Here is an 18,922-nt window from a genome sequence, read left to right as displayed (position 1 = left end):
ACTGGGTGCCCTCGCCATGACCTTCATCGCCCAGCTCCAAGCCCTGACCCCCAGCTCCCGCCTGTGCGTGGGCCTGGACCCCGAGCCCAGCCGCTTCCCCGGCGCCTGGGCCGGCGATGCCAGTCGCATCTACGACTTCTGCGCGGCCATCGTCGACGCCACGCACGACCTGGTCTGCGCGTTCAAGCCGCAGATCGCCTATTTCGCGGCGCACCGCGCCGAGGACCAGCTGGAGCGGCTGATCGCCCACATCCACGCGGTTGCGCCCCAGGTGCCCGTCATCCTGGACGCCAAGCGCGGCGACATCGGCTCCACCGCCGAGCAGTACGCCCGCGAGGCCTTCGTGCGCTACGCGGCAGATGCCGTGACGCTGTCACCCTTCATGGGCTTCGATTCCGTCGAGCCCTACCTGGCCTACGAGGGCAAGGGCGCCATCCTGCTGTGCCGCACGTCCAACAAGGGCGGCGACGACTGGCAGATGCAGCGCCTGGCCGATGTGCCCGGACATCCGCGGCTGTTCGAGCACCTGGCGCATCTGGCCGAGACGCAGTGGAACCGCAACGGCCAGCTGGGCCTGGTCGTTGGCGCCACCTATCCCGAGGAGATCGCCCGCGTGCGCCAGCTCGCGCCGACGCTGCCGCTGCTGGTGCCTGGCGTGGGTGCCCAGGGCGGCGACGCCGCTGCCGTCGTGCAGGCCGCCGGGCGTGACGCGCCGCTGGTGGTCAATTCGTCGCGCGCCATCCTGTACGCCCATGCGGGCGCCGATTTCGCCGAGAAGGCTCGCGCAGTCGCCATCGCCACGCGCGCCAGCCTGGCCTGAGGGCATGCGGCCCCCGCGCTCACTTCGTTCACTGCCCCCCGAGGGGGCGCGTCAGCGCCTTCGGGCGGCCGGGCGGCGCTGACATGGGCAGGATGGTTGACGAACTCAGCAGCCTCGTCGGCCATGCCCTGCCGCCTGAGCGGCAGCGTGAGCGGCTGCATGTGCGCATGCGCTGGCAGGCGTCGCGCGTCTTCCTGCTGGCCTGCGCCCAGATTTTCCTGCCGGTGGCGCTGCTGCTTTGGTTCACCCGCGAGCCTCACGAGTGGCAGGGAGGCTGGCTGCCGCCGGCCTTCGCACTGCTGATCGCCGCGCTGGCCTTGCTGCGGCTGGCGCTGCTGAATCGCATGCCCCAGCAGCAGGGGCCGTGGCTGGCGCTGGGCATGCTGGCGCTGGTCATGTCGCTGCCGGTGGTGGTGTCGGTGTCGCGGGACCTGGGCCTGTGGTCCATGAGCCTGCCGCTGATGGGCCTGGTGGTGGCCTTTGCGACCGGCCTGCTGGGCCTGTGGGCCGGTCTCACGCTGACCGGCCTGGGCGCGGCAGCGCTGCTGGGCCTGGGCGTGGCCGAGGCGCTGGGCTGGCACACCCGACCCGTCGCGTCGGCAGACCTGCTGCTGCGCGCATCGGCGCAGGCGGCCATGCTGTTCTCCGGCCTGATCACGGGCATCGGCGTACTGAAGATGGTCAAACGCTCGCTGGCCGAGGCCGAGGAGCGTACCGCGCGCTTCCGCGGCCTGCTGGGCATGGCGGTGGACTGGTACTGGGAGATGGACCGCGAGTTCCGCTTCACGCACGTGGCCGAGGAGCGCGAAGGCAACTCCGGCCTGGATCTGCAGTGCCGCCTGGGCAAGACACCCTGGGAGGTGGAGGGCATGGGCCTGTCCGACGACGAGCTGGATGCACACCGCGCCGATCTGGAGTCGCACCGTCCCTTCCACGGCATGGTGGCCCGCCGTACCGGCACCGACGGCAGCCCGCGCTGGGTGTCCATCAGCGGCGAGCCGCGCTTCGATGCGCAGGGCAACTTCCGCGGCTACTGGGGCGTGGGCCGCGACGTGACGCACGAGGTTGCCGCCGAGCAGACCGTGCACGCCACCGAGACGCGCTACCGCGAGCTGTTCCGCCGCTCACCCAGCCCGCTGGTGCTGCACCGCTGGGGCCGCGTCGTGGATGCCAACCCGGCCGCCATGGCGATGTTCGGCTACGCGCAGCGCTCCAGCATGATCGGTCAGGATCTGTTCAGCCACTACGAGCCGGGCGACGACGAGACCGCGCGCCAGCAGGCCGCGCGGCTGGAGGGCCTGGCGCCCGGCGCCATGCAGCCGATGGGTGAGTACCGGCTGCGAACGCTGTCGCGCCGCCGCCGCCTCGTGCAGGCCACCAGCGTGCGCGTCGAGACGGCCTCCGGACCGGCCACGCTGACCTTCTTCACCGACCAGACCGAACAGAGCCGCGCGCAGGATGCACTGCGCCGGAGCGAGGGCCTGCTGTCGCACCTGGTGGCGACCAGCCCCGAAGTCATCACGCTGACGGAGGCCGAGAGCGGCCGCTACGCGATGGTCAACAAGACCTTCGAGCAGCTCAGCGGCTGGAGCAGCGCCGAGGTGCTGGGCCGCACCGCCGAGGAGATCGGCATCTGGCACAACACCCACGACCGCGCCGCCGTGCGCGATGCCATCCGCCGTGACGGCATCGCCAGCAACCTGCCCATCAGCTTCCGCCGCAAGGATGGCAGCGCCGTCTCCATGCTGGTGTCGGTCGCACCGTTCGAGATGGACGGCCAGAACTATCTGGTGCTGTACGCGCGCGACGTGTCCGAGAGCGAGCGGACGCGGCTGGTGCATGGCGCCATCCTGGAGAACGCGTCCATCGGTATCGCGCTGACGCGCGACCAGCAGTTCGTGCTGGCCAACCCGCGCCTGGAAGCCATGTTCGGCTGGGAGCGCGGGGCGCTGATCGGCCAGCACGGCAGCGTGGTCTGGCCGTCGGTCGAGGACTGGCAGGCGGTGGGCCGCGAGGTCGGCCCGCGACTGGCCGCCGGCGAGCAGATCGAGGCCGAGCGCACGATGCGCCGCCGCGACGGCACCACCTTCCTGGCGCGGCTGCTGGCCCAGGTGGTGGACCCTGCCCACCCCAGCCGCGGCGGCACGATCTGGATCATCGAGGACATCACCGAGCGCCGTCGCGTGGAAGACCAGCTGGCCCACGCCAAGGACGAGGCCCAGGCCGCCAACCGCGCCAAGAGCGCCTTCCTGGCCAACACCAGCCACGAGATCCGCACGCCGCTGAACGGCCTGCTGGGCTTGGGCCGGCTGGCGCAGCAACCCGACCTCTCGGACGCGCAGCGGCGCGACTACCTGAACCAGATGATGGACAGCGCCGAAAGCCTGTCCGGGCTGATCTCCGACATCCTGGACCTGTCCAAGATCGAGGCCGGCCGCCTGACGCTGGAGAGCCAGCCGTTCTCGCTGCGCGAGCTGCTCGGGTCCATGCGCCTGGCCTATGTGACGCTGGCGCAGGCGCGCGGCCTGTCCTTCGCCGTCGAGATGGACCCGGCGCTGCCCACTTGGGTGTTCGGCGACCCGCTGCGCACGCGCCAGATCCTGTCCAACTACCTGACCAACGCGCTGAAGTTCACCGAGCGCGGCGGCGTCACCGTCAGCGTGAAGGCCTTGCCCGTCAACGGTCAGGGCAGCGCCGGCGAATGGGTGCGGGTGGAGGTGCGCGACAGCGGCCCAGGCATCGCGCCCGAGCAGCAGGCGCGGCTGTTCCAGCCCTTCACGCAGGCCGACGAATCCACCACGCGCCGCTTCGGCGGCACGGGCCTGGGCCTGTCCATCTGCCGCGAGCTGGCCATGCTGATGGGCGGCGAGGTCGGCGTCGTCAGCGCCGTGGGCGAGGGCTCCACCTTCTGGGCCGAGCTGCCTCTGCCCGGCGCGCCGGCACCGATGGCACACCAGCCGCGCGAATCGCGCGCCGCGCCCGATGCGCTGCAGGGCCGGCGCGTGCTGATCGCCGAGGACCACCCCGTCAACATGCTGATCGCCGTGGCGCAGCTGGAGCAATGGGGCATGGAGGTTGCGCAGGCCAGCGACGGCCGCCAGGCCATCGAGGCCGTGCTGGCCGCGGCCAGCGTGGGCAAGCCCTTCGACGTGGTGCTGATGGACGTGCAGATGCCGGTCATGGGCGGCCACGACGCAACGCGCGAGCTGCGCCGGCACTTCACGTCCGAGCAACTGCCCATCGTCGCGCTGACGGCGGCCGCGCTGGTCTCGGAGCGCGACGATGCGCTGGCCGCGGGCATGAATGACTTCCTGACCAAGCCCATCGACCCGCCCAAGCTGCACGCGGCTTTGCTGCGTTTGACGACCAAGCACTGAGAATGCGGGCTCCAACGGGAGGGAGCCCATGAACAAAGCCGAGCCTAGGAACTTCAAGTATTACGACTTGATCATGGCGGCCTGCGTCTGCGTGCTGCTGTGTGCCAACCTCATCGGGCCGGCCAAGGCGGCGCAGGTGGACCTGCCGCTGCTTGGCACCGTCACCTTCGGCGCGGACCTGTTCTTCTTCCCCATCAGCTACATCTTTGGCGACGTGCTGACCGAGGTCTACGGCTACGGCCGCGACCGCCGTGTCGTCTGGGCCGGCTTTGGCGCACTGGCGTTCGCAGCCTTCATGGCCTTCGTCATCGTCAACCTGCCGCCGGCGCGCAACGCCTTCATGGATGGCTACCAGCAGCACGTGGAGGCAATGTTCGGCAACACCTGGCGCGTGGTGGCGGCGTCCATGATCGCGTTCGCGGCGGGCAGCTTCGCCAACAGCTTCGTCATGGCCAAGATGAAGGTCGCGACCGCCGGGCGCTTCCTGTGGGCGCGCATCGTCGGCTCCACGGCCGTGGGCCAGCTGCTGGACACAGGCCTGTTCCTGACCATCGCGTTCTGGGGCATCTGGCCGCAGGAGCAACTGCTGGCGGTATTCGTCGCGCAGTACTTCTTCAAGCTGATCTGGGAGGCCGTGCTGTACCCGGTCACGGCGCGCTTCGTCGCCTTCCTGAAGAAGGCCGAGGGCCTGGACCACTACGACCGCGACACCAACTTCAACCCGTTCACGCTGAAGGTCTGAGGGCCAGGTGCAGAATCAGGGCATGTGGCGCCGTCTGCTCCTTGTGTTGACCCTGCTTGCCAGCTTGGCGCTGGTGCCGCTGGCGCGCGCGGCCCAGCCTTGCTGCGAGTCGGGCGGCTGCGATGCGATGCCGGCCTGCGTGAGCGTCTGCGCGCTGTGCGCGAGCCCGGTGGCGCTGCCCGTGATGGAGCCTTCCACGCCGGAGGCTGCACCGGCGCGCCTCGGGCCGGCGGTGCTGCCGCTCTCCTTTGACAACTGGATCGATGAAATCTGGAGCCCGCCCGACTAGCTCGCGGCGTCTGCCTTCTTCTCATCCATTCAACTTCAAAGGACTTCCATGAAATCCATGTTCATCAAGCTCGCGGCCGCCGCGAGCCTGCTGACGGCTTCCGCCGTCGCCCTGGCCGCGCAGAATTGCTGCGGCGACCTGGCCTGCTGCGTGCAGCGGCTGATGGCCTGCTGCCTGTAAGCCCGGCCTGAAGCAAGAACGGCGGCCCGCGGGCCGCCGTTCTTCATGGGTGAGTCAAGGTCAGAGACCGCCGCCGCCGCAACCCGAGCCGAGGTAGTTGCTGATCAGGTTCAGCTGGTCGGCGTTGGTCTTGCGCGTCCATGCAGGGCCGTGGCCGTAGTCCTTCAGCACGTGGTACTCCACCGGCTTGCCGGCGGCCTTGGCCTTGTCGACGAAGAGCTCCGACTGGATCAGCGGCACGGTCTGGTCGCGATCGCCGTGGTAGACCATCAGCGGGATCTCCATCTTGTCCGCCTTGGTCAGCGGGCTCAGGCCACGCACCGTCGGCTCCTGCCCGGATTGGAAGTACGGGTTGGTGAAGAACCTGGCCCAGATGCGCTCGATGTCGGACACGCCGGCGCCGGCGATGGCGCACTTGTAGAGGCCGTTGGACCGCACCGAGGCCGCGAACGCCGCGTAGCCGCCGTAGGAAAAGCCGAACAGGGCGACGCGCTTGGGATCGGCCAGCTTCTCGCTGACCAGCCACTTCACGGCGTCGTCCTTGTCGTCCTGCATCTTGCCGCCCCATTCACGGTCACCCGCAAACCACAGTGTGCGACCCCAGCCCGACGAGCCCCGGTACTGCGGCTGCAGCACGACGCGGCATTGCGACACGAGCAGCGGCACCCAGCCCGAGCGGTCGTAGTCCATCGTGTCGCGCGCCCATGGGCCGCCGTGAGGGTGGATGACAGCGGCATACGGGCCGGGGCCGCACAGTTGCGGATTGGGCACGGTCAGGTAGGCCGGGATGTTCAGGCCGTCGCGCGCCTTGTAATACACGAAGCGCGCGGTGCCCAGAGCGCGCCTGTCGACGTCCGGGAACTCCTTGGCCAGCAGCTGGATCTTCTGGTCTCGCAGCAGGTAGTGCTCGGTCGGGTACGTGGAGCCGCTGACACGGATCAAATAGGTCGGCTTTTCGCCGGCCACGTACTGCATCACGCGTACGGATACGCCGTCGAAGGAGCGCACCGCCGCGCGCTCGCCCGAGCCCACCATCACCAACTCTTGCGCCATTTCCTTGATGCCCAGCGCCTGCGCGATGCCCAGCACGGCTGACTCCATCTGCGGGTTGTCCCAGTGCTCGTCGTTGCCCAGGTGACCGTCCAGCGCAAAGCCATCGAAGCCCTCGTCGTTCGGGCCGTCGTCGTTGCGGAACGAACGCACGCCGGTTGCATCGAAAAACTTGTGCTCGAACAGCGTGTCGGTCACCTTGCGGGCAGCGATGTCGTACTCGTACAGGCCGGCGACCTCGCGGCCGACGTTGCTGCGGATGATGGCCGTGCCCGCCTTCGTGCCGGGGGCGATCACGTCGACCACGTCGCGGTTCTTCACGTAGCTGCGGAAGTGCTCCACCCACTCGCCATCCTTACCGCGCAGGTCGATGGCCGTGAACGTTCCCTGGCCATCGCTGCCCAGTCGCGTCTTGGCCCAGACCTCGCCCTTGGAGTTGGCAAGTACGGCGTTGTCCGAGTCGCCCAGCCGCATGATGCGGGTGGCCCGACCGGTGCGCAGGTTGTAGCGGTAGATGTCGCGGTTGGAGGACAGGCCCGAGTCGCTCAGCAGCACGACGTGATCGGGGTCGCCTGGCATGCGGCTCAGCACGGTCGGGTTGGACAGCGCCGCCACCTTCTTGGCGATCTCGGAGCGGGCGATCTCGGTGGAGGCCATCGGCTCCACCCAGTTCTTTCCCTCCAGGTCGGTGAACAGCAGCTTGCTGATGAAGGTCTTGACGACCTCGTCAGAGCGCAGGTCGTAGATCTGCGTCATGGTGACCTGCAGCATGTCGGTCTTCAGGAACGACGCGCTGCTGATCTGCATGCTCGTGGCGCCAATGACGGTGGGCTTGGCGTTCAGGTCCGACAGTTTCCAGACCAGGATGTTGCGGGAGTCGCCCTGGCTCTGGATGGCGATCATGTGCTTGCCATCGGGCGAGATGCGGAAGCCCGTCATGCCGGGGAACTGGGCCAGTGTCTCGATGGTGGGGACGCGGATGGGAGGTGGATCGGCAGCCACGGCAGCCTGGCAGAGCGCCAGCGCGGCACCCGTGGCGAGCAGCAGCCGCCCTACGTGGTTCAGGGTGGTTTTCATGCGGAATGAGTCTGAAAAAAAGCCCTGGCAACCACGGGGTGCCAGGGCGTTGATCGCTAAGAGTGGGCGATTAGAACGTCTTGGAGAAGTTCATGAAGAAACGACGGCCCAGGTAGTCGTAGCCGCTGTACAGAGGCGCATTGCCGACGCGGTTTGCATAGCCCTGCGAAATCATGGGCGGCGTCTTGTCAGCCAGGTTGCGCACGCCGAACGTCGCCGACCACTTGCCCACGCTGTCGCTGTACTTGACGGACGCCGAGTGCAGGAAGTAGTCAGGGGTACGCATCTGGTAGATGCTGGTGTCGGGGTTGTACAGCGCAGCGGATGCGGCCGAGGTGGCCTGACGCTGGTAATACTCATAGCTCGACGTGGCACCGACCCACTCCATGCCGTAGTAGGCCGTCCAGCCCTTCACGGTGTAGTTCACGTCCAGGGCACCAGACCAGCGCGGGATGCCGACGCGGCCGTTGTTCTGGATCAGCGGATCGGTCGGGAAGACCTTGCTGGCTTGCGAGTGGTACTCGGTGGCCGACAGGTTCACACGCAGCTTGCCGACGCCGACGTCGTTCGTGTAGCGGATGTTGTAGTCGTAGCCGCGGACGACGTCGGTCGACAGGTTGATGTAGCTGTTGTTGACCGTCAGCGCGTTGGTCGTGGCGTTACGCGTGATCAGGTTGCAATAGCCACCACCCGTGCGGAACGCCGGGTCGTCATAGCACAGAGCCAGGATGCTGCCCGTGGCGATGCGCGACACGCCGTTGTCCACCTTGACGTCGAAACGGTCCACGGCGATGGACACGTCACCGAAGCCGGTCGGCAGTGCGGGTTGCAGGATGATGCCCCACGACGAGTTCTTCGACGTTTCCGCAGCCAGACCCGACTCACGACCACCCTTGGTGATGGAGGTGATGCTTTGCGTCTGGTTGAAGGTCGGCGACAGGCCCTCGCTGGCGCAGTTCGCCGCGCGCGTCGTGCCCGCGGTGGGCGTGTTGCAGGGATCGCCCGACTGGTTCAGGAAGCCCGTCGTCGCGCCCACGAACTGCTCGAACAGTGCCGGAGCACGGTACGAGGTGCCGTTGGTGCCGCGCAGCGAGACCCAGCTGGTCGGGGCCCACAGGGCGCCGATCTTGTAGGTGGAGTCGGCGCCATAGGACTTGTAGTCGGCACGGCGGACGGAACCGTTCAGCGTCAGGTCCTTGGCCAGCGTCACGTTCTTCAGCAGCGGCACTTCGATTTCACCGAAGACGTCGAAAGCCTGGTCGCTGCCACGGGTCGGCGTGGAGGACGTGAAGTTGTAGATGTTGGCGGTCTGCTGGTCGACGGACGGAGTGTCGTCGATGGACATCTTGCGGAATTCGGCGCCGACGGCACCCTTCACGTCGCCGTAAGGCAGCTTGAAGATCTTGCCGGTGGCCGAGGCCGAGACGATGCTTTCCTTGTACTTGGTCGAGCCGGTGAAGTTGTCGTAGACAAAGCCCAGCCAGGCAGCCGGCAGCTGGCCGCCGATGACGGCCGAGGTCAGCGCAGGAGCGGCGACGCAGCCGTTGGCGGTATTGGCGCAGGCAAAGCTGTTGCCGTTCGCCACGACGTTCATGCTCTGCGACAGGCGGTCGGTGCGGAAGCCGTCGAAGGTGTAGCTGCCCTTGCTCTCTGCATGCTGGACCGAGACGTCATAGTCCCAGTTGAACATCATGGCGCCACGCACGCCGGCGACGACGCGCGTGAAGTCCACTTCCTGGCTGGAGTAGCTGTTGCCGGCACCGATGAAGCCGCGCACGCCCGTGGCCAGGCCGTTGGTCATCAAGGAGCCACCGGCCGGCAGGAAGGTGCTGAACTGCAGGTTGGCGGGGATCAGCGGGCTGCCCTTGGCGTAGTCCAGCGACAGCTGGCGGAAGCCGACCTGTGACGACTCGCGGCGGTTGAACAGCAGTTCCCAGTAGGCTTCGGTATCGCCGCCCAGAGCCGGGACGTCCATCGCACCTTGCGCGTACAGGTTGTGATTGCGCACCGGCGACATCACTGTGTTGTTCATCGCACGGGGGTCGAAGGTGTCGCGAACGTTCAGGTTGTTGCTGCCGCCGCCCACGCCTTCCCACCCAGCCAGACCGGTGGTCACGGCCGAGTTCGGACGCCAGCGGTTGAAGCTGGTGCCGACCGAGCCGGCAGCGCCAACGCCAGTGGCGGAGGCGGTGCCGAGGGTGTTGATGGTCACGCCGTTGGAGCCCGTGCCCGTGATCGGGTAGCACTTGGGCTTGCCGGTCAGCGGGTCGACGAAGTCGCCGCTGCCCCAGGCACCGACGACGCCGTTCGCGCTGGTGCGCAGGTAGTCGGTGTTGCAACGGGTCCATTCGCGCTGACCCAGGGTCATCGCGGTGTTCTCGCTGAAGTTGTACGACGCCAGGAAGCGCGAATGGTCGTTGACCACGCCGCCGGCGATGGAGAAGTTGTAGGCGTTGCCGCCGCCATGCTCCGTCTGCGAGAGGGAGCCGTCCAGGCGGATGCCCGTCAGGTTCTTCTTCGTGATGATGTTGATCACGCCGGCCACGGCATCGGAGCCGTAGATGGAGGAGGCGCCGTCCTTCAGCACTTCGATGCTGTCGACGATGGAGTTCGGCAGCGTGTTCAGGTCGGCGGCACCGACCGAGCCGCGCGTGCCGGACGGCGACATCCGGCGGCCGTTCAGCAGCACCAGCGAGCGGGTCGGGGCGAAGCCGCGCAGGCCCACGGTGTTGGCGCCCGGGCCGCCGTCGGTGACGTAGCCGCCGAAGGCGTTGTTGATCTGGCCGGCGCCGCCGGTCACTGAGGTGCTCTGCAGCACCTGGGCCGTGGACGTGAAGCCCGCCAGTGCGGCGTCTTCGTTCTTGATGATCTGGATCGGTGCCGGCGAGCTGAAGGCGTCGCGCTTGATGCGCGAGCCGGACGTCACGACGACGGTGTCCAGCTTCTGCGGCGTGGTGGTTTGGGTTTCTGCGGAAGTGGCCGGCTTGTTATTGTCGGCTGCGGTTTGCTGCGCTGCAGCATGATTCGCCAGGGTGAGGCTGAATACCGCGAGGGCGATGGGTTTCAGAGTGGGTTTGAACACGGTGGGGTGAGGGATAAGAAAAGGAACAACCGAAGCGGGATGTCTTCGATCGGCGCGACGCCGGGGTAGCGGCGCGACCATTCGGCTTGTCACCGAAACTTCATACTAGGGGGGCGGGTCAGGCCGAATGTGAACGGCGGGTAGACCTAGGGTCGACCCTAGGTGGATGATTGCTGTTGTGTGGCTGCATCGTTGCAATCAGCCAACACACGTAACTGCCCGACCGGGCGGTCGGCTAAAGAACAATGCTGCTAACAGCATCGCCATACTGTTTGGTGTGAAAAATAATCAGCAACCTTCGCTTACTGGAAAACCGGCCAATAAAGGTTGGCGAATTCATGCTCTGCTTGGGTGCATGAAGTCATGCCAACCCCGGTTTTTTTTAAATAATCCGCCCCAAATTCTTACTAGGCCGGAGAAATGGGATCTGGCGCCGAAAATACTGCGATGAGCACAAACCAAGAGACGGGTACGGCACCCGAGTTGCTGTTCGTGCTGCTGACCGACAGCGGCATCGCCCCCGACGGGCCCGACACGCTGGCGCCGCTGGCTGCCGCGCTGCAGGCGCAGTACCCGCGGGCGGTCACGCTGAACCTGCACCCGCCGCTGCGCGATGCCGAAGGGCGCTGCCGCTGGTGGGCGGACGAGTCACCCAGCCCCGCCGATGTAGAGACGGCGCTGCCGCACCTGATCGACCGGGTGCGCGCCGAGGGCGCGAAGCTGGGCCTGCCCTGGCAGCGCGTGGCGCTGGCCGGCGTGGGCGACGGCGCGCTGCTGGCGCTGGAGGCCGTGCAGGCTGAGCCCGCACTGGTGGGCCGCGTGCTGGCCTTCGCGGGCGGCTATATGGCCCGGCCCGAAGCGGCGCCGCAGGATGTCTGCGTGCACCTGTTCCACGGTCTGGAGGACCGGCGCTTCTCGTACCGCCACGTCGTCGACGCGGCGCAGGCGCTGGTGGACCTGGGCGCGGACGTGACGGCCGACCTGCTGCCGCACCTGGACCACGGCCTGCACCCGGCGCTGATCGCCAAGGCCATGGAGCAGCTGCGCAACTTCATTCCCGCGCGGCTGTGGCGCGAGGCCTTGATCGCCGCCCAGGAGAACGAGCGGCCTGTCGGCTGAGGCCGCGCCGGATCAGTCCAGCACGACTTCGGTCCGCACGATGCCGGCGCGCTCGGCGCTGGCCGACAGCGTGATGCGCGTGCCGACCGGCGCGCGCACCACCCACTCCGCCACGGCGCGGTCGCCGGTGGGCTGCTTGTTGGGCAGGAAGGCCAGCTGGCTCTGCTTGGGCGCATGGCCTTCCAGCTGCGGGCCTTCCATGCGCTCCTTGCCGTTGACCAGGCTGATGGCCGGGTCGCCGCTGGGCAGGTGCAGCTCGAACATGACGCCGCGCACGGTCTTGCGCTCCAGCGCGCGCTGCGTCACATAGGCCGGCAGGTAGCCCGAGTTGGCGACCGCCATGCGCACCCGCCACATGTCCGGGCCCAGCGCGCGCACCTCGGTGCGGATCAGCTCCAGCTTGGGCAGGCTCATCGCGATCTGCGTCATCCAGGCCGGGAAGCGCGCGGCCTCGCGCTCGCGCAAGGCGGGCGGCGGGTTGCGCCAGTAGTTCATCTTGTCCCAGCCGCCGATCTCGACGGCGCCCAGTTGCGGATGCTGGAACGGCGTCCACGCCACATAGGCCTGGCCGCCGCATTTCTCGTCGCTCCAGCGCAGCAGCTTCAGGTCGTCTTCCACCGGGTGCTCGCGGAACCAGTCGATCCACTTGTAGCCGTCGACGCCGGCCTCCTTGTTGGGCGACCACAGCTCCACGACCCAGAACAGCGCGCCCAGGTGCTCGTAGACCCAGTCCTGCGTGCCGGTGATGACGTCCTTGGGGTGGTAGCGGAACTCCTCGTAGATGCTGACGGCCGGGTAGCCCGTGTGCTTTTCGCCCAGCGCCGAGAACTGCTGGAACAGCCACAGGTCCTCGGGCGTCATGTCCTTGTCGCTGCGCGTGCCGCAGGGGCGCAGGATGACGCCGCTGTGCGTGTGGAAGCTGATGGCAGCGCCGATGTTGGGATGGCTGGTGATGAACTCCACCATCGCGCGCACCTCGGGCTCGCTGGTGGGGTAGGGGCCGGCGCCCAGCTGCTGGAACTCCTGGCGCCATTCGCCGGGGAAGTTGCGGTTCAGGTCCAAGCCTTCGCGGTCGGCGTTGAGCTTGATGGTCAGGCCGTCGTGGTTGCGGATGAAGCCCTCGGGGATCAGGCGGAAGTACTCGCCGCCGTGCTCGCCGGGCTCGCGCGGCACCATCAGCCGCGGGTCGCCGGCATGCTTCTTGTAGCCGCCGTGCGGGTCGGGCACGCGCATGGTCAGGATGCGGCCGTCGCCGTCCACGTCCTCGATGGTCAGGCCGTCCACCGGCTCCTCGGTGAAGGGGTAGGGGCGTGTGGAGCTGCGGATGTGGCGCGGTCGGTCGGCCAGTGCCAGCTCGGCGCCGTCGGGGTTCAGGCGCGGCACGATGTACAGCGTGCGCGTGTCCAGCAGCCGGTTGATCTGCTGCGCCTCGGCCGACGTGCCGCCGTGCTGCGTCAGCAGCTGGTGCATGTAGTAGATGCAGGTGGTGGACGCGGTCAGCTCGGCCGCGTGGATGTTCCCGTCCAGCCACATCGCCGGCTTGTCGATGTCCATGCCGCTGGCGAGATTCGTCACGACGACCACCCAGATGTCGCGCCCCTCGTAGCTCTTGCCGATGGAGCGCACCGACACGAGGTTGGGTCGGGCCTCGGCATAGGCGAACAGCAGCGAGGTCAGTTCGTCGTAGCGGTAGAAGTGGTCGAAGCGGGGGCTGGGCAGCGTGCTGGGCATGGCGTCGTCTGGGCCGTCGCGCAGGTCTGCGGGCGCCGGCGGGTGTCTTTTGTAAGACGCGGATTCTGGTGATGCACCAGAGCTGCGCAGCCAAGGGTTTCCACTGGATTCGCTACTGGCCCTTGAACAGCCCCTGGAACTGCCGCGACACCGGCAGCTTCTCCTCGCGGCCGCGCAGCGTGACGACCATGGTGCCTTCGTCCACGCGGACGGCGCGCGCGATGCAGCGGCTGTTGACCAGCACGCTGCGGTGGATCTGCCAGAACTGGTCGGGGTCCAGCTGCGCCAGCAGCTCGCGCAGCGGCGTGCGGATCAGCGCGTCGCCGCCCTGGTGCACCACGCGGGTGTAGCGCGCGTCGGCCTCGAAATAGACGATCTCGTCGGGCGGGATCAGCTGCACCTCGCGGCCCAGGCTGGCCTGGATGGGGCGGGGCGCCGGCTTGGGCGCGGCCAGGCTGGCCAGCAGGCGCTGCAGCGCGGCGGTGTCCGTTGCGGCGGGCTGCGCCAGGCGGGGCTTCAGGCGTGCCAATGCCTGCGCCAGCCGCTCGTCGTCCACCGGTTTCAGCACATAGTCCACCGCGCCGGCGTCGAAGGCGGCCAGCGCGTGGTCGTCGTAGGCGGTGACGAACACGATCAGCGGCGGCGTGGCCAGCGCCGAGAGCCGGCGCGCGACGTCCAGCCCGGTCAGGCCCGGCATGCGGATGTCCAGGAAGGCGATGGCGGGCTCATGCGCGAGGCAGTCGTCCCAGGCCTCCACGCCGTTGGTGCTGGCGGCCACGATGGCCAGCTCGGGCCACAGCCGGGCCAACGCGGCGCGCAGTTGTTCGCGAGGGGCTTCCTCGTCGTCGGCGATCAGGGCGGTCAGTGCAGTCATGGTGTCAGTGTCAGCGTGGCGAGGCAGCCGGGGTCGGCGGAGGTCAGGGTCAGGGTGCAGCTGGGGCAGGCTTGGGCGAGGCGGCGGCGCGTGTTGGTCAGGCCCACGCCGTCCTTCTGGTCGGCGGCCAGGCCGGGGCCGTCGTCACGCACGGTGACGATGGTGTTGGCGCCGTCGCGCCGCACGGCGACGGCCACGTGGCCGCCGCGCAGCTGCGGCTCGATGCCGTGCGCGATGGCGTTCTCCACCAGCGTCAGCACGATGCCGGGCGGCAGGAGCGCGTCGACGCCGGCGGGCAGGTCGATGCCAAAGCTCAGCCGCGCGCCCAAGCGGGCCTGCATGATGGCGAGATAGCGGCGCACCATCTCCAGCTCGTCGGCCAGCGGCTGCAGCTCGCGCTCGAACATCGGCAGCGTCGCGCGCAGGTAGGCCGTGAAGTCGCGCAGCAGCGGCGCGGCGCGGGCGTCGCCGGTATCCACCCAGTGCTGCAGCGAGGCCAGCGTATTGAACAGGAAATGCGGCTGGATCTGCGCGGCGGCCAGACGCGTGGACAGCTTCAGTGCAGCGTCCTGCTCGGCCAGCTCGCGCAGCCGGGCCTCGATCTGCTGCACGCGGAACAGCGTCACCATCCACCAGGCCGACAGCACGGCCGCCATCAGCGCCAGCACCAGCGGCAGGCGGTCCCGCGTCTCGTCTTGCCAGCCGATCTTGGTGGCCAGCACGCCGCCGGCGCCGATCGCGATGCCCACGACCCAGCTGGCCTGGTTGAGCCGCTTGCGGGTGGGCTGCTGCCACAGCCAGCGTGCCACGGCCAGCGACAGCCAGCACAGCGCCAGCCCCAGGGGCCAGATCCACGGCATGCGCGAGGTCTCGTGCGACGTCACCGCCAGCACCATGATGACGTTGACGTAGGTGTAGTGGTCGATGCCGCTGGGCCAGGGCTGGGTGCCCGCGCGGGCCATCTCGTCGGCCGTGAAGACGCGCCGGGGGCCCGGGTAGTACCACTGCTCCCAGTCGAGGCGGGTCGTCTTGGATGAGGGGCTTGAAGACATGGCGCGCAGTCTAGGAGGGCGCCGCGCACCGATCGCCCGGCCTGCGGCGAATGGCGGAAAGCAGCGCTTGGATGGTTATTCGACCGATCGGTCGGGAAAAGGCAGAATGCGCGCCATGCCTTCCTGGACCGCCCTCGACCTGGATCGCCGCGCCGACGGCGTCGCCGTGCTGACGATGAACCGGCCGGCCGTGTTCAACGCCTTCGACGAGATCTTGATCGCCGAGCTGGACGCGGCCTTCGAGCTGCTCGGTGGCGACGACTTAGTGCGCGTCATCGTGCTGGCCGGTGCCGGCAAGCACTTCAGCGCCGGTGCCGACCTGCAATGGATGCAGCGCGCGGCCGCCGCCTCGCAGGACGACAACCTGGCCGATGCGCGCCGCTTCTCGGCGATGCTGGCCCGCATCGCCGAAGCGCCCAAGCCCACCATCGCCCGCGTGCAGGGCGCGGCTTTGGGCGGCGGCGTGGGGCTGGTGTGCGCCTGCGACATGGCCGTCGCGTCCGACGCCGCGAGCTTCTCGGTCAGCGAGGCGCGCATGGGCATCCTGCCGGCCGTCATAGGCCCGCACCTGCTCAACGCCGTGGGCCTGCGCGAGGCGCGGCGGCTGGCGCTGACAGCCAGCCGCATCACCGCCGACGAGGCGCTGCGCGTGGGCCTGGTGCAGCGCGTGGTTCCGGCGGAGGGGCTTGATGCGGCCGTCGACGCCTTCGTGACTGACCTGCTCGCCTGCGGCCCGCAAGCTCAAGCCGAGATCAAGCAGCTGTACGCCCGGCTGGCGCCCGGCCCGGTGACGGGTGACGTGCGCGAGCTGACCGCGCAGACCATTGCCCGTGTCCGCACCACGCCCGAGGCCCGCGAAGGCTTTGCGGCCTTCTTCGCCAAGCGCAAGCCGAATTGGAACGACTCCGAATGAATCTGCAAGACGCCAGCATCCTCGTCGTCGGCGCCGGCCTGATGGGCGCCGGCATTGCGCAGGTCGCAGCCCAGGCCGGCCATGCCGTGACGCTGTTCGACAACCGCCCCGGCGCCGCCGACGCCGCCAAGGCCAAGCTCGCCCAGACGCTGGACGGCCTGGCGGCCAAGGGCAAGCTGACGGCCGACGCCGTGCAGGCGACGCTGGCGCGCATCACGCCGGTGGACGCGCTGGCCGCGGCCGACCTGGTCATCGAGGCCATCGTCGAGAACCTGGATGTCAAGCGCGCGCTGTTCGCCGAGCTGGAGGCGCTGCTGGCGGACGACGCGGTCATCGCGACCAACACCTCGTCCATCTCCGTGACCGCGCTGGCCCGCGGCATGACAAAGCCGGAGCGGCTGGTGGGCATGCACTTCTTCAACCCCGTGCCGCTGATGAAGCTGGTGGAGGTGGTGTCGGGGCTGGGCACCGACCCGGCGGTCGCGCAAGCCATCTTTGAGCTGTCGGCGCGCTGGGGCAAGACGCCCGTGCATGCGCGCTCCACGCCAGGCTTCATCGTCAACCGCATCGCCCGCCCGTACTACGCCGAGGCGCTGATGCTGCTGCAGGAGCGCGCCGCCACGCCCGAGGTCATCGACGCCTGCCTGCGTTCCGCGGGCTTTCGCATGGGGCCTTGCGAGCTGATGGACCTGATCGGCCACGACACCAACTTCGCGGTGACGAACTCGGTGTTCGCCGCCAACTTCTTCGACCGCCGCTTCACGCCGTCGCTGGTGCAGCAGGAGCTGGTGGATGCCGGCTACCTGGGGCGCAAGAGCGGGCGCGGGTTCTATCGCTACCCCGAAGGTGCGCCGGCATTGCCGGCCGTGGACGCGACAGCGCCGATCGCGGCGCAGCTCGTCGTGCACGGTACCGGCTGGGTGGCGGACAGTTTCGCCGCGGCGCTGCCGGACGCGGTGCGCGAGCGGGACAGCGACTGGACAGGCCTCAGCGCCGATGGTCGCCAGCTGCGCCTGACCGATGGCCGCCGCGCGACGGACCTGGGTCGCGGCAGCGCGGTCTTCGACCTGCCGCTGGCCGCGTCGGGCGACATCGCCTTCGCCGGCGATGCCGCGACGGGCGCCTGGCTGAACGTTCTGGGCCTGACGCCGCGCGCCGTGGCCGACGTGCCCGGGCTGGTCGTCGCGCGCACCATCGCCATGCTGATCAACGAGGCCGCCGACGCCGTGCAGCAAGGCGTCTGTGACGAGGCCGGCGCCGATGCGGCGATGAAGCTGGGCGTCAACTACCCCGCCGGCCCCTTCGAATGGCTGGCCCGCTGGGACCGCCGCGCCGTTGCTGCGCTGCTGGACCGACTCGATCAACATCACCGCGGCGAGCGCTACCGCGTCTCGCCCTACCTGCAATGAGCATCCACGCCTTCATCTGCGACGCCATCCGCACGCCCTTCGGCCGCTACGGTGGCGCGCTGTCCTCCATCCGCACCGACGACCTGGGCGCGCTGCCGATCAAAGCGCTGATGGCGCGCAACGCCAACGTCGACTGGGCGGCCGTTGACGACGTGCTGTACGGCTGTGCCAACCAGGCCGGCGAGGACAACCGCAACGTCGCCCGCATGGCCGCGTTGCTGGCCGGCCTGCCGGTGGACGTGCCGGGCAGCACCATCAACCGCCTGTGCGGCTCGGGCCTGGATGCCGTCGGCACGGCCGCGCGCGCCATCCGGGCCGGCGAGGCCGGCCTGATGATCGCCGGGGGCGTGGAGAGCATGAGCCGCGCGCCGTTCGTCATGCCCAAGGCCGAGAGTGCCTTCAGCCGCGCGAATGCGGTCTACGACACCACCATAGGCTGGCGCTTCGTCAACAAGCTAATGAAGGCGCAGTACGGCGTGGATGCCATGCCCGAGACGGCCGAGAACGTCGCGCGCGACTTCGGCATCGAGCGCGAGGCCCAGGACCGCATGGCGCTGGCCTCGCAGCGCAAGGCCATCGCGGCCCAGCAGCGCGGCTTCTTCGAGCGCGAGATCGTTCCGGTCGATGTGCCGCAGAAGAAGGGCGACCCGCTGCGCGTGCTGCTGGACGAGCATCCGCGCGAGACCAGCCTCGAGGCGCTGGCCAAGCTGAAAGGCGTGGTGACGCCCGAGGGCAGCGTGACCGCCGGCAACGCCAGCGGCGTCAACGATGGCGCCTGCGCGCTGCTGCTGGCCAGCGAGGCCGAGGCCGCACGCCATGGCCTGACGCCGCGCGCCCGCGTGGTGGGCATGGCGACGGCCGGCGTCGCGCCGCGCATCATGGGCATGGGCCCGGCGCCGGCCACGCGCAAGGTGATGGCGCTGACGGGGCTGAGCCTCGCGCAGATGGACGTCATCGAGCTGAACGAGGCCTTCGCCGCGCAGGGCCTGGCGGTGCTGCGCGATCTGGGCTTGGCGGACGACGACGCCCGCGTGAACCCCAACGGCGGCGCCATCGCGCTGGGCCACCCGCTGGGCGCCAGCGGCGCGCGGCTGGTCACGACGGCGGTCAACCAGCTGGAAGTCAGCGGCGGCCGCTATGCGCTGTGCACGATGTGCATCGGCGTGGGGCAAGGCATCGCGCTGGTCATCGAGCGAGTCTGATCAGG

The 18,922-nt window shown here is 68.8% G+C and carries 14 protein-coding genes; 9 read left to right on the top strand and 5 right to left on the bottom strand.

Annotated features, from left to right (window positions below):
- Nucleotides 1–16 precede the first annotated feature (16 nt).
- From pyrF to J2X21_RS21965, 5 genes are all read left to right on the top strand, one after another.
- Entirely contained in the window at nt 17–820 is an 804-nt protein-coding gene (gene pyrF, locus J2X21_RS21985; RefSeq protein ID WP_310332210.1) for an orotidine-5'-phosphate decarboxylase, read from the top strand.
- 92 nt (nt 821–912) lie between these two features.
- Nucleotides 913–4,197, top strand: a complete 3,285-nt coding sequence (locus J2X21_RS21980; protein WP_310332208.1) for a PAS domain-containing hybrid sensor histidine kinase/response regulator — start codon at nt 913–915, stop codon at nt 4,195–4,197.
- Nucleotides 4,198–4,225: 28 nt separating this feature from the next.
- Nucleotides 4,226–4,939, top strand: coding sequence for a queuosine precursor transporter (locus J2X21_RS21975; protein ID WP_310332206.1), 714 nt, complete (start codon nt 4,226–4,228; stop codon nt 4,937–4,939).
- Nucleotides 4,940–4,961: 22 nt separating this feature from the next.
- Nucleotides 4,962–5,228 (top strand): hypothetical protein, encoded by a 267-nt coding sequence (locus J2X21_RS21970; RefSeq protein ID WP_310332205.1) that lies wholly within the window; start codon nt 4,962–4,964, stop codon nt 5,226–5,228.
- A 48-nt stretch (nt 5,229–5,276) separates the two neighbouring features.
- Nucleotides 5,277–5,408, top strand: coding sequence for a hypothetical protein (locus J2X21_RS21965; protein ID WP_310332204.1), 132 nt, complete (start codon nt 5,277–5,279; stop codon nt 5,406–5,408).
- A 60-nt stretch (nt 5,409–5,468) separates the two neighbouring features.
- Here the strand turns inward: J2X21_RS21965 and J2X21_RS21960 are convergent, their stop codons facing one another.
- Nucleotides 5,469–7,535, bottom strand: coding sequence for an alpha/beta hydrolase family protein (locus J2X21_RS21960; protein WP_310332203.1), 2,067 nt, complete (start codon nt 7,533–7,535; stop codon nt 5,469–5,471).
- 70 nt (nt 7,536–7,605) lie between these two features.
- Nucleotides 7,606–10,617: a TonB-dependent receptor domain-containing protein gene (locus tag J2X21_RS21955; RefSeq protein WP_310332201.1), complete on the bottom strand. Its 3,012-nt coding sequence runs from the start codon at nt 10,615–10,617 to the stop codon at nt 7,606–7,608.
- A gap of 447 nt (nt 10,618–11,064) precedes the next feature.
- Here J2X21_RS21955 and J2X21_RS21950 point away from each other — a divergent pair, with 447 nt between their 5' ends.
- Nucleotides 11,065–11,736, top strand: a complete 672-nt coding sequence (locus J2X21_RS21950) for an alpha/beta hydrolase family protein (protein WP_310332199.1) — start codon at nt 11,065–11,067, stop codon at nt 11,734–11,736.
- Nucleotides 11,737–11,748: 12 nt separating this feature from the next.
- Here the strand turns inward: J2X21_RS21950 and J2X21_RS21945 are convergent, their stop codons facing one another.
- From J2X21_RS21945 to J2X21_RS21935, 3 genes are all read right to left on the bottom strand, one after another.
- Nucleotides 11,749–13,467 (bottom strand): M14 family metallopeptidase, encoded by a 1,719-nt coding sequence (locus tag J2X21_RS21945; RefSeq protein WP_310332198.1) that lies wholly within the window; start codon nt 13,465–13,467, stop codon nt 11,749–11,751.
- A 112-nt stretch (nt 13,468–13,579) separates the two neighbouring features.
- Nucleotides 13,580–14,341 (bottom strand): LytR/AlgR family response regulator transcription factor, encoded by a 762-nt coding sequence (locus J2X21_RS21940; protein WP_310332197.1) that lies wholly within the window; start codon nt 14,339–14,341, stop codon nt 13,580–13,582.
- The gene (locus tag J2X21_RS21935) at nt 14,338–15,393 is read right to left on the bottom strand and encodes a sensor histidine kinase (RefSeq protein WP_310332195.1); all 1,056 of its coding nucleotides are present in this window, start codon (nt 15,391–15,393) and stop codon (nt 14,338–14,340) included. Before J2X21_RS21935 ends, J2X21_RS21940 begins: the two co-directional genes overlap by 4 nt.
- Nucleotides 15,394–15,508: 115 nt before the next feature.
- Between J2X21_RS21935 and J2X21_RS21930 the strand changes: the two genes are divergently transcribed.
- From J2X21_RS21930 to pcaF, 3 genes are read left to right on the top strand one after another with little or no spacing between them, the layout of a single operon-like run.
- On the top strand, nt 15,509–16,306 hold the full coding sequence (locus J2X21_RS21930; RefSeq protein ID WP_310332194.1) for an enoyl-CoA hydratase-related protein: 798 nt from the start codon (nt 15,509–15,511) through the stop codon (nt 16,304–16,306).
- Complete coding sequence (locus tag J2X21_RS21925) at nt 16,303–17,715, top strand: 3-hydroxyacyl-CoA dehydrogenase (RefSeq protein WP_310332193.1); 1,413 nt, start codon at nt 16,303–16,305, stop codon at nt 17,713–17,715. Before J2X21_RS21930 ends, J2X21_RS21925 begins: the two co-directional genes overlap by 4 nt.
- Nucleotides 17,712–18,917 (top strand): 3-oxoadipyl-CoA thiolase, encoded by a 1,206-nt coding sequence (gene pcaF, locus J2X21_RS21920; RefSeq protein ID WP_310332192.1) that lies wholly within the window; start codon nt 17,712–17,714, stop codon nt 18,915–18,917. The genes J2X21_RS21925 and pcaF overlap by 4 nt, the downstream gene beginning before the upstream one ends.
- Nucleotides 18,918–18,922: the final 5 nt, after the last annotated feature.

Source organism: Roseateles asaccharophilus (assembly GCF_031458115.1).
GTDB lineage: Bacteria > Pseudomonadota > Gammaproteobacteria > Burkholderiales > Burkholderiaceae_C > Pelomonas > Pelomonas asaccharophilus_A.
The sequence above is the reverse complement of the archived record's forward strand: the minus strand, read 5'-3'. Positions and strand labels throughout refer to the sequence as shown.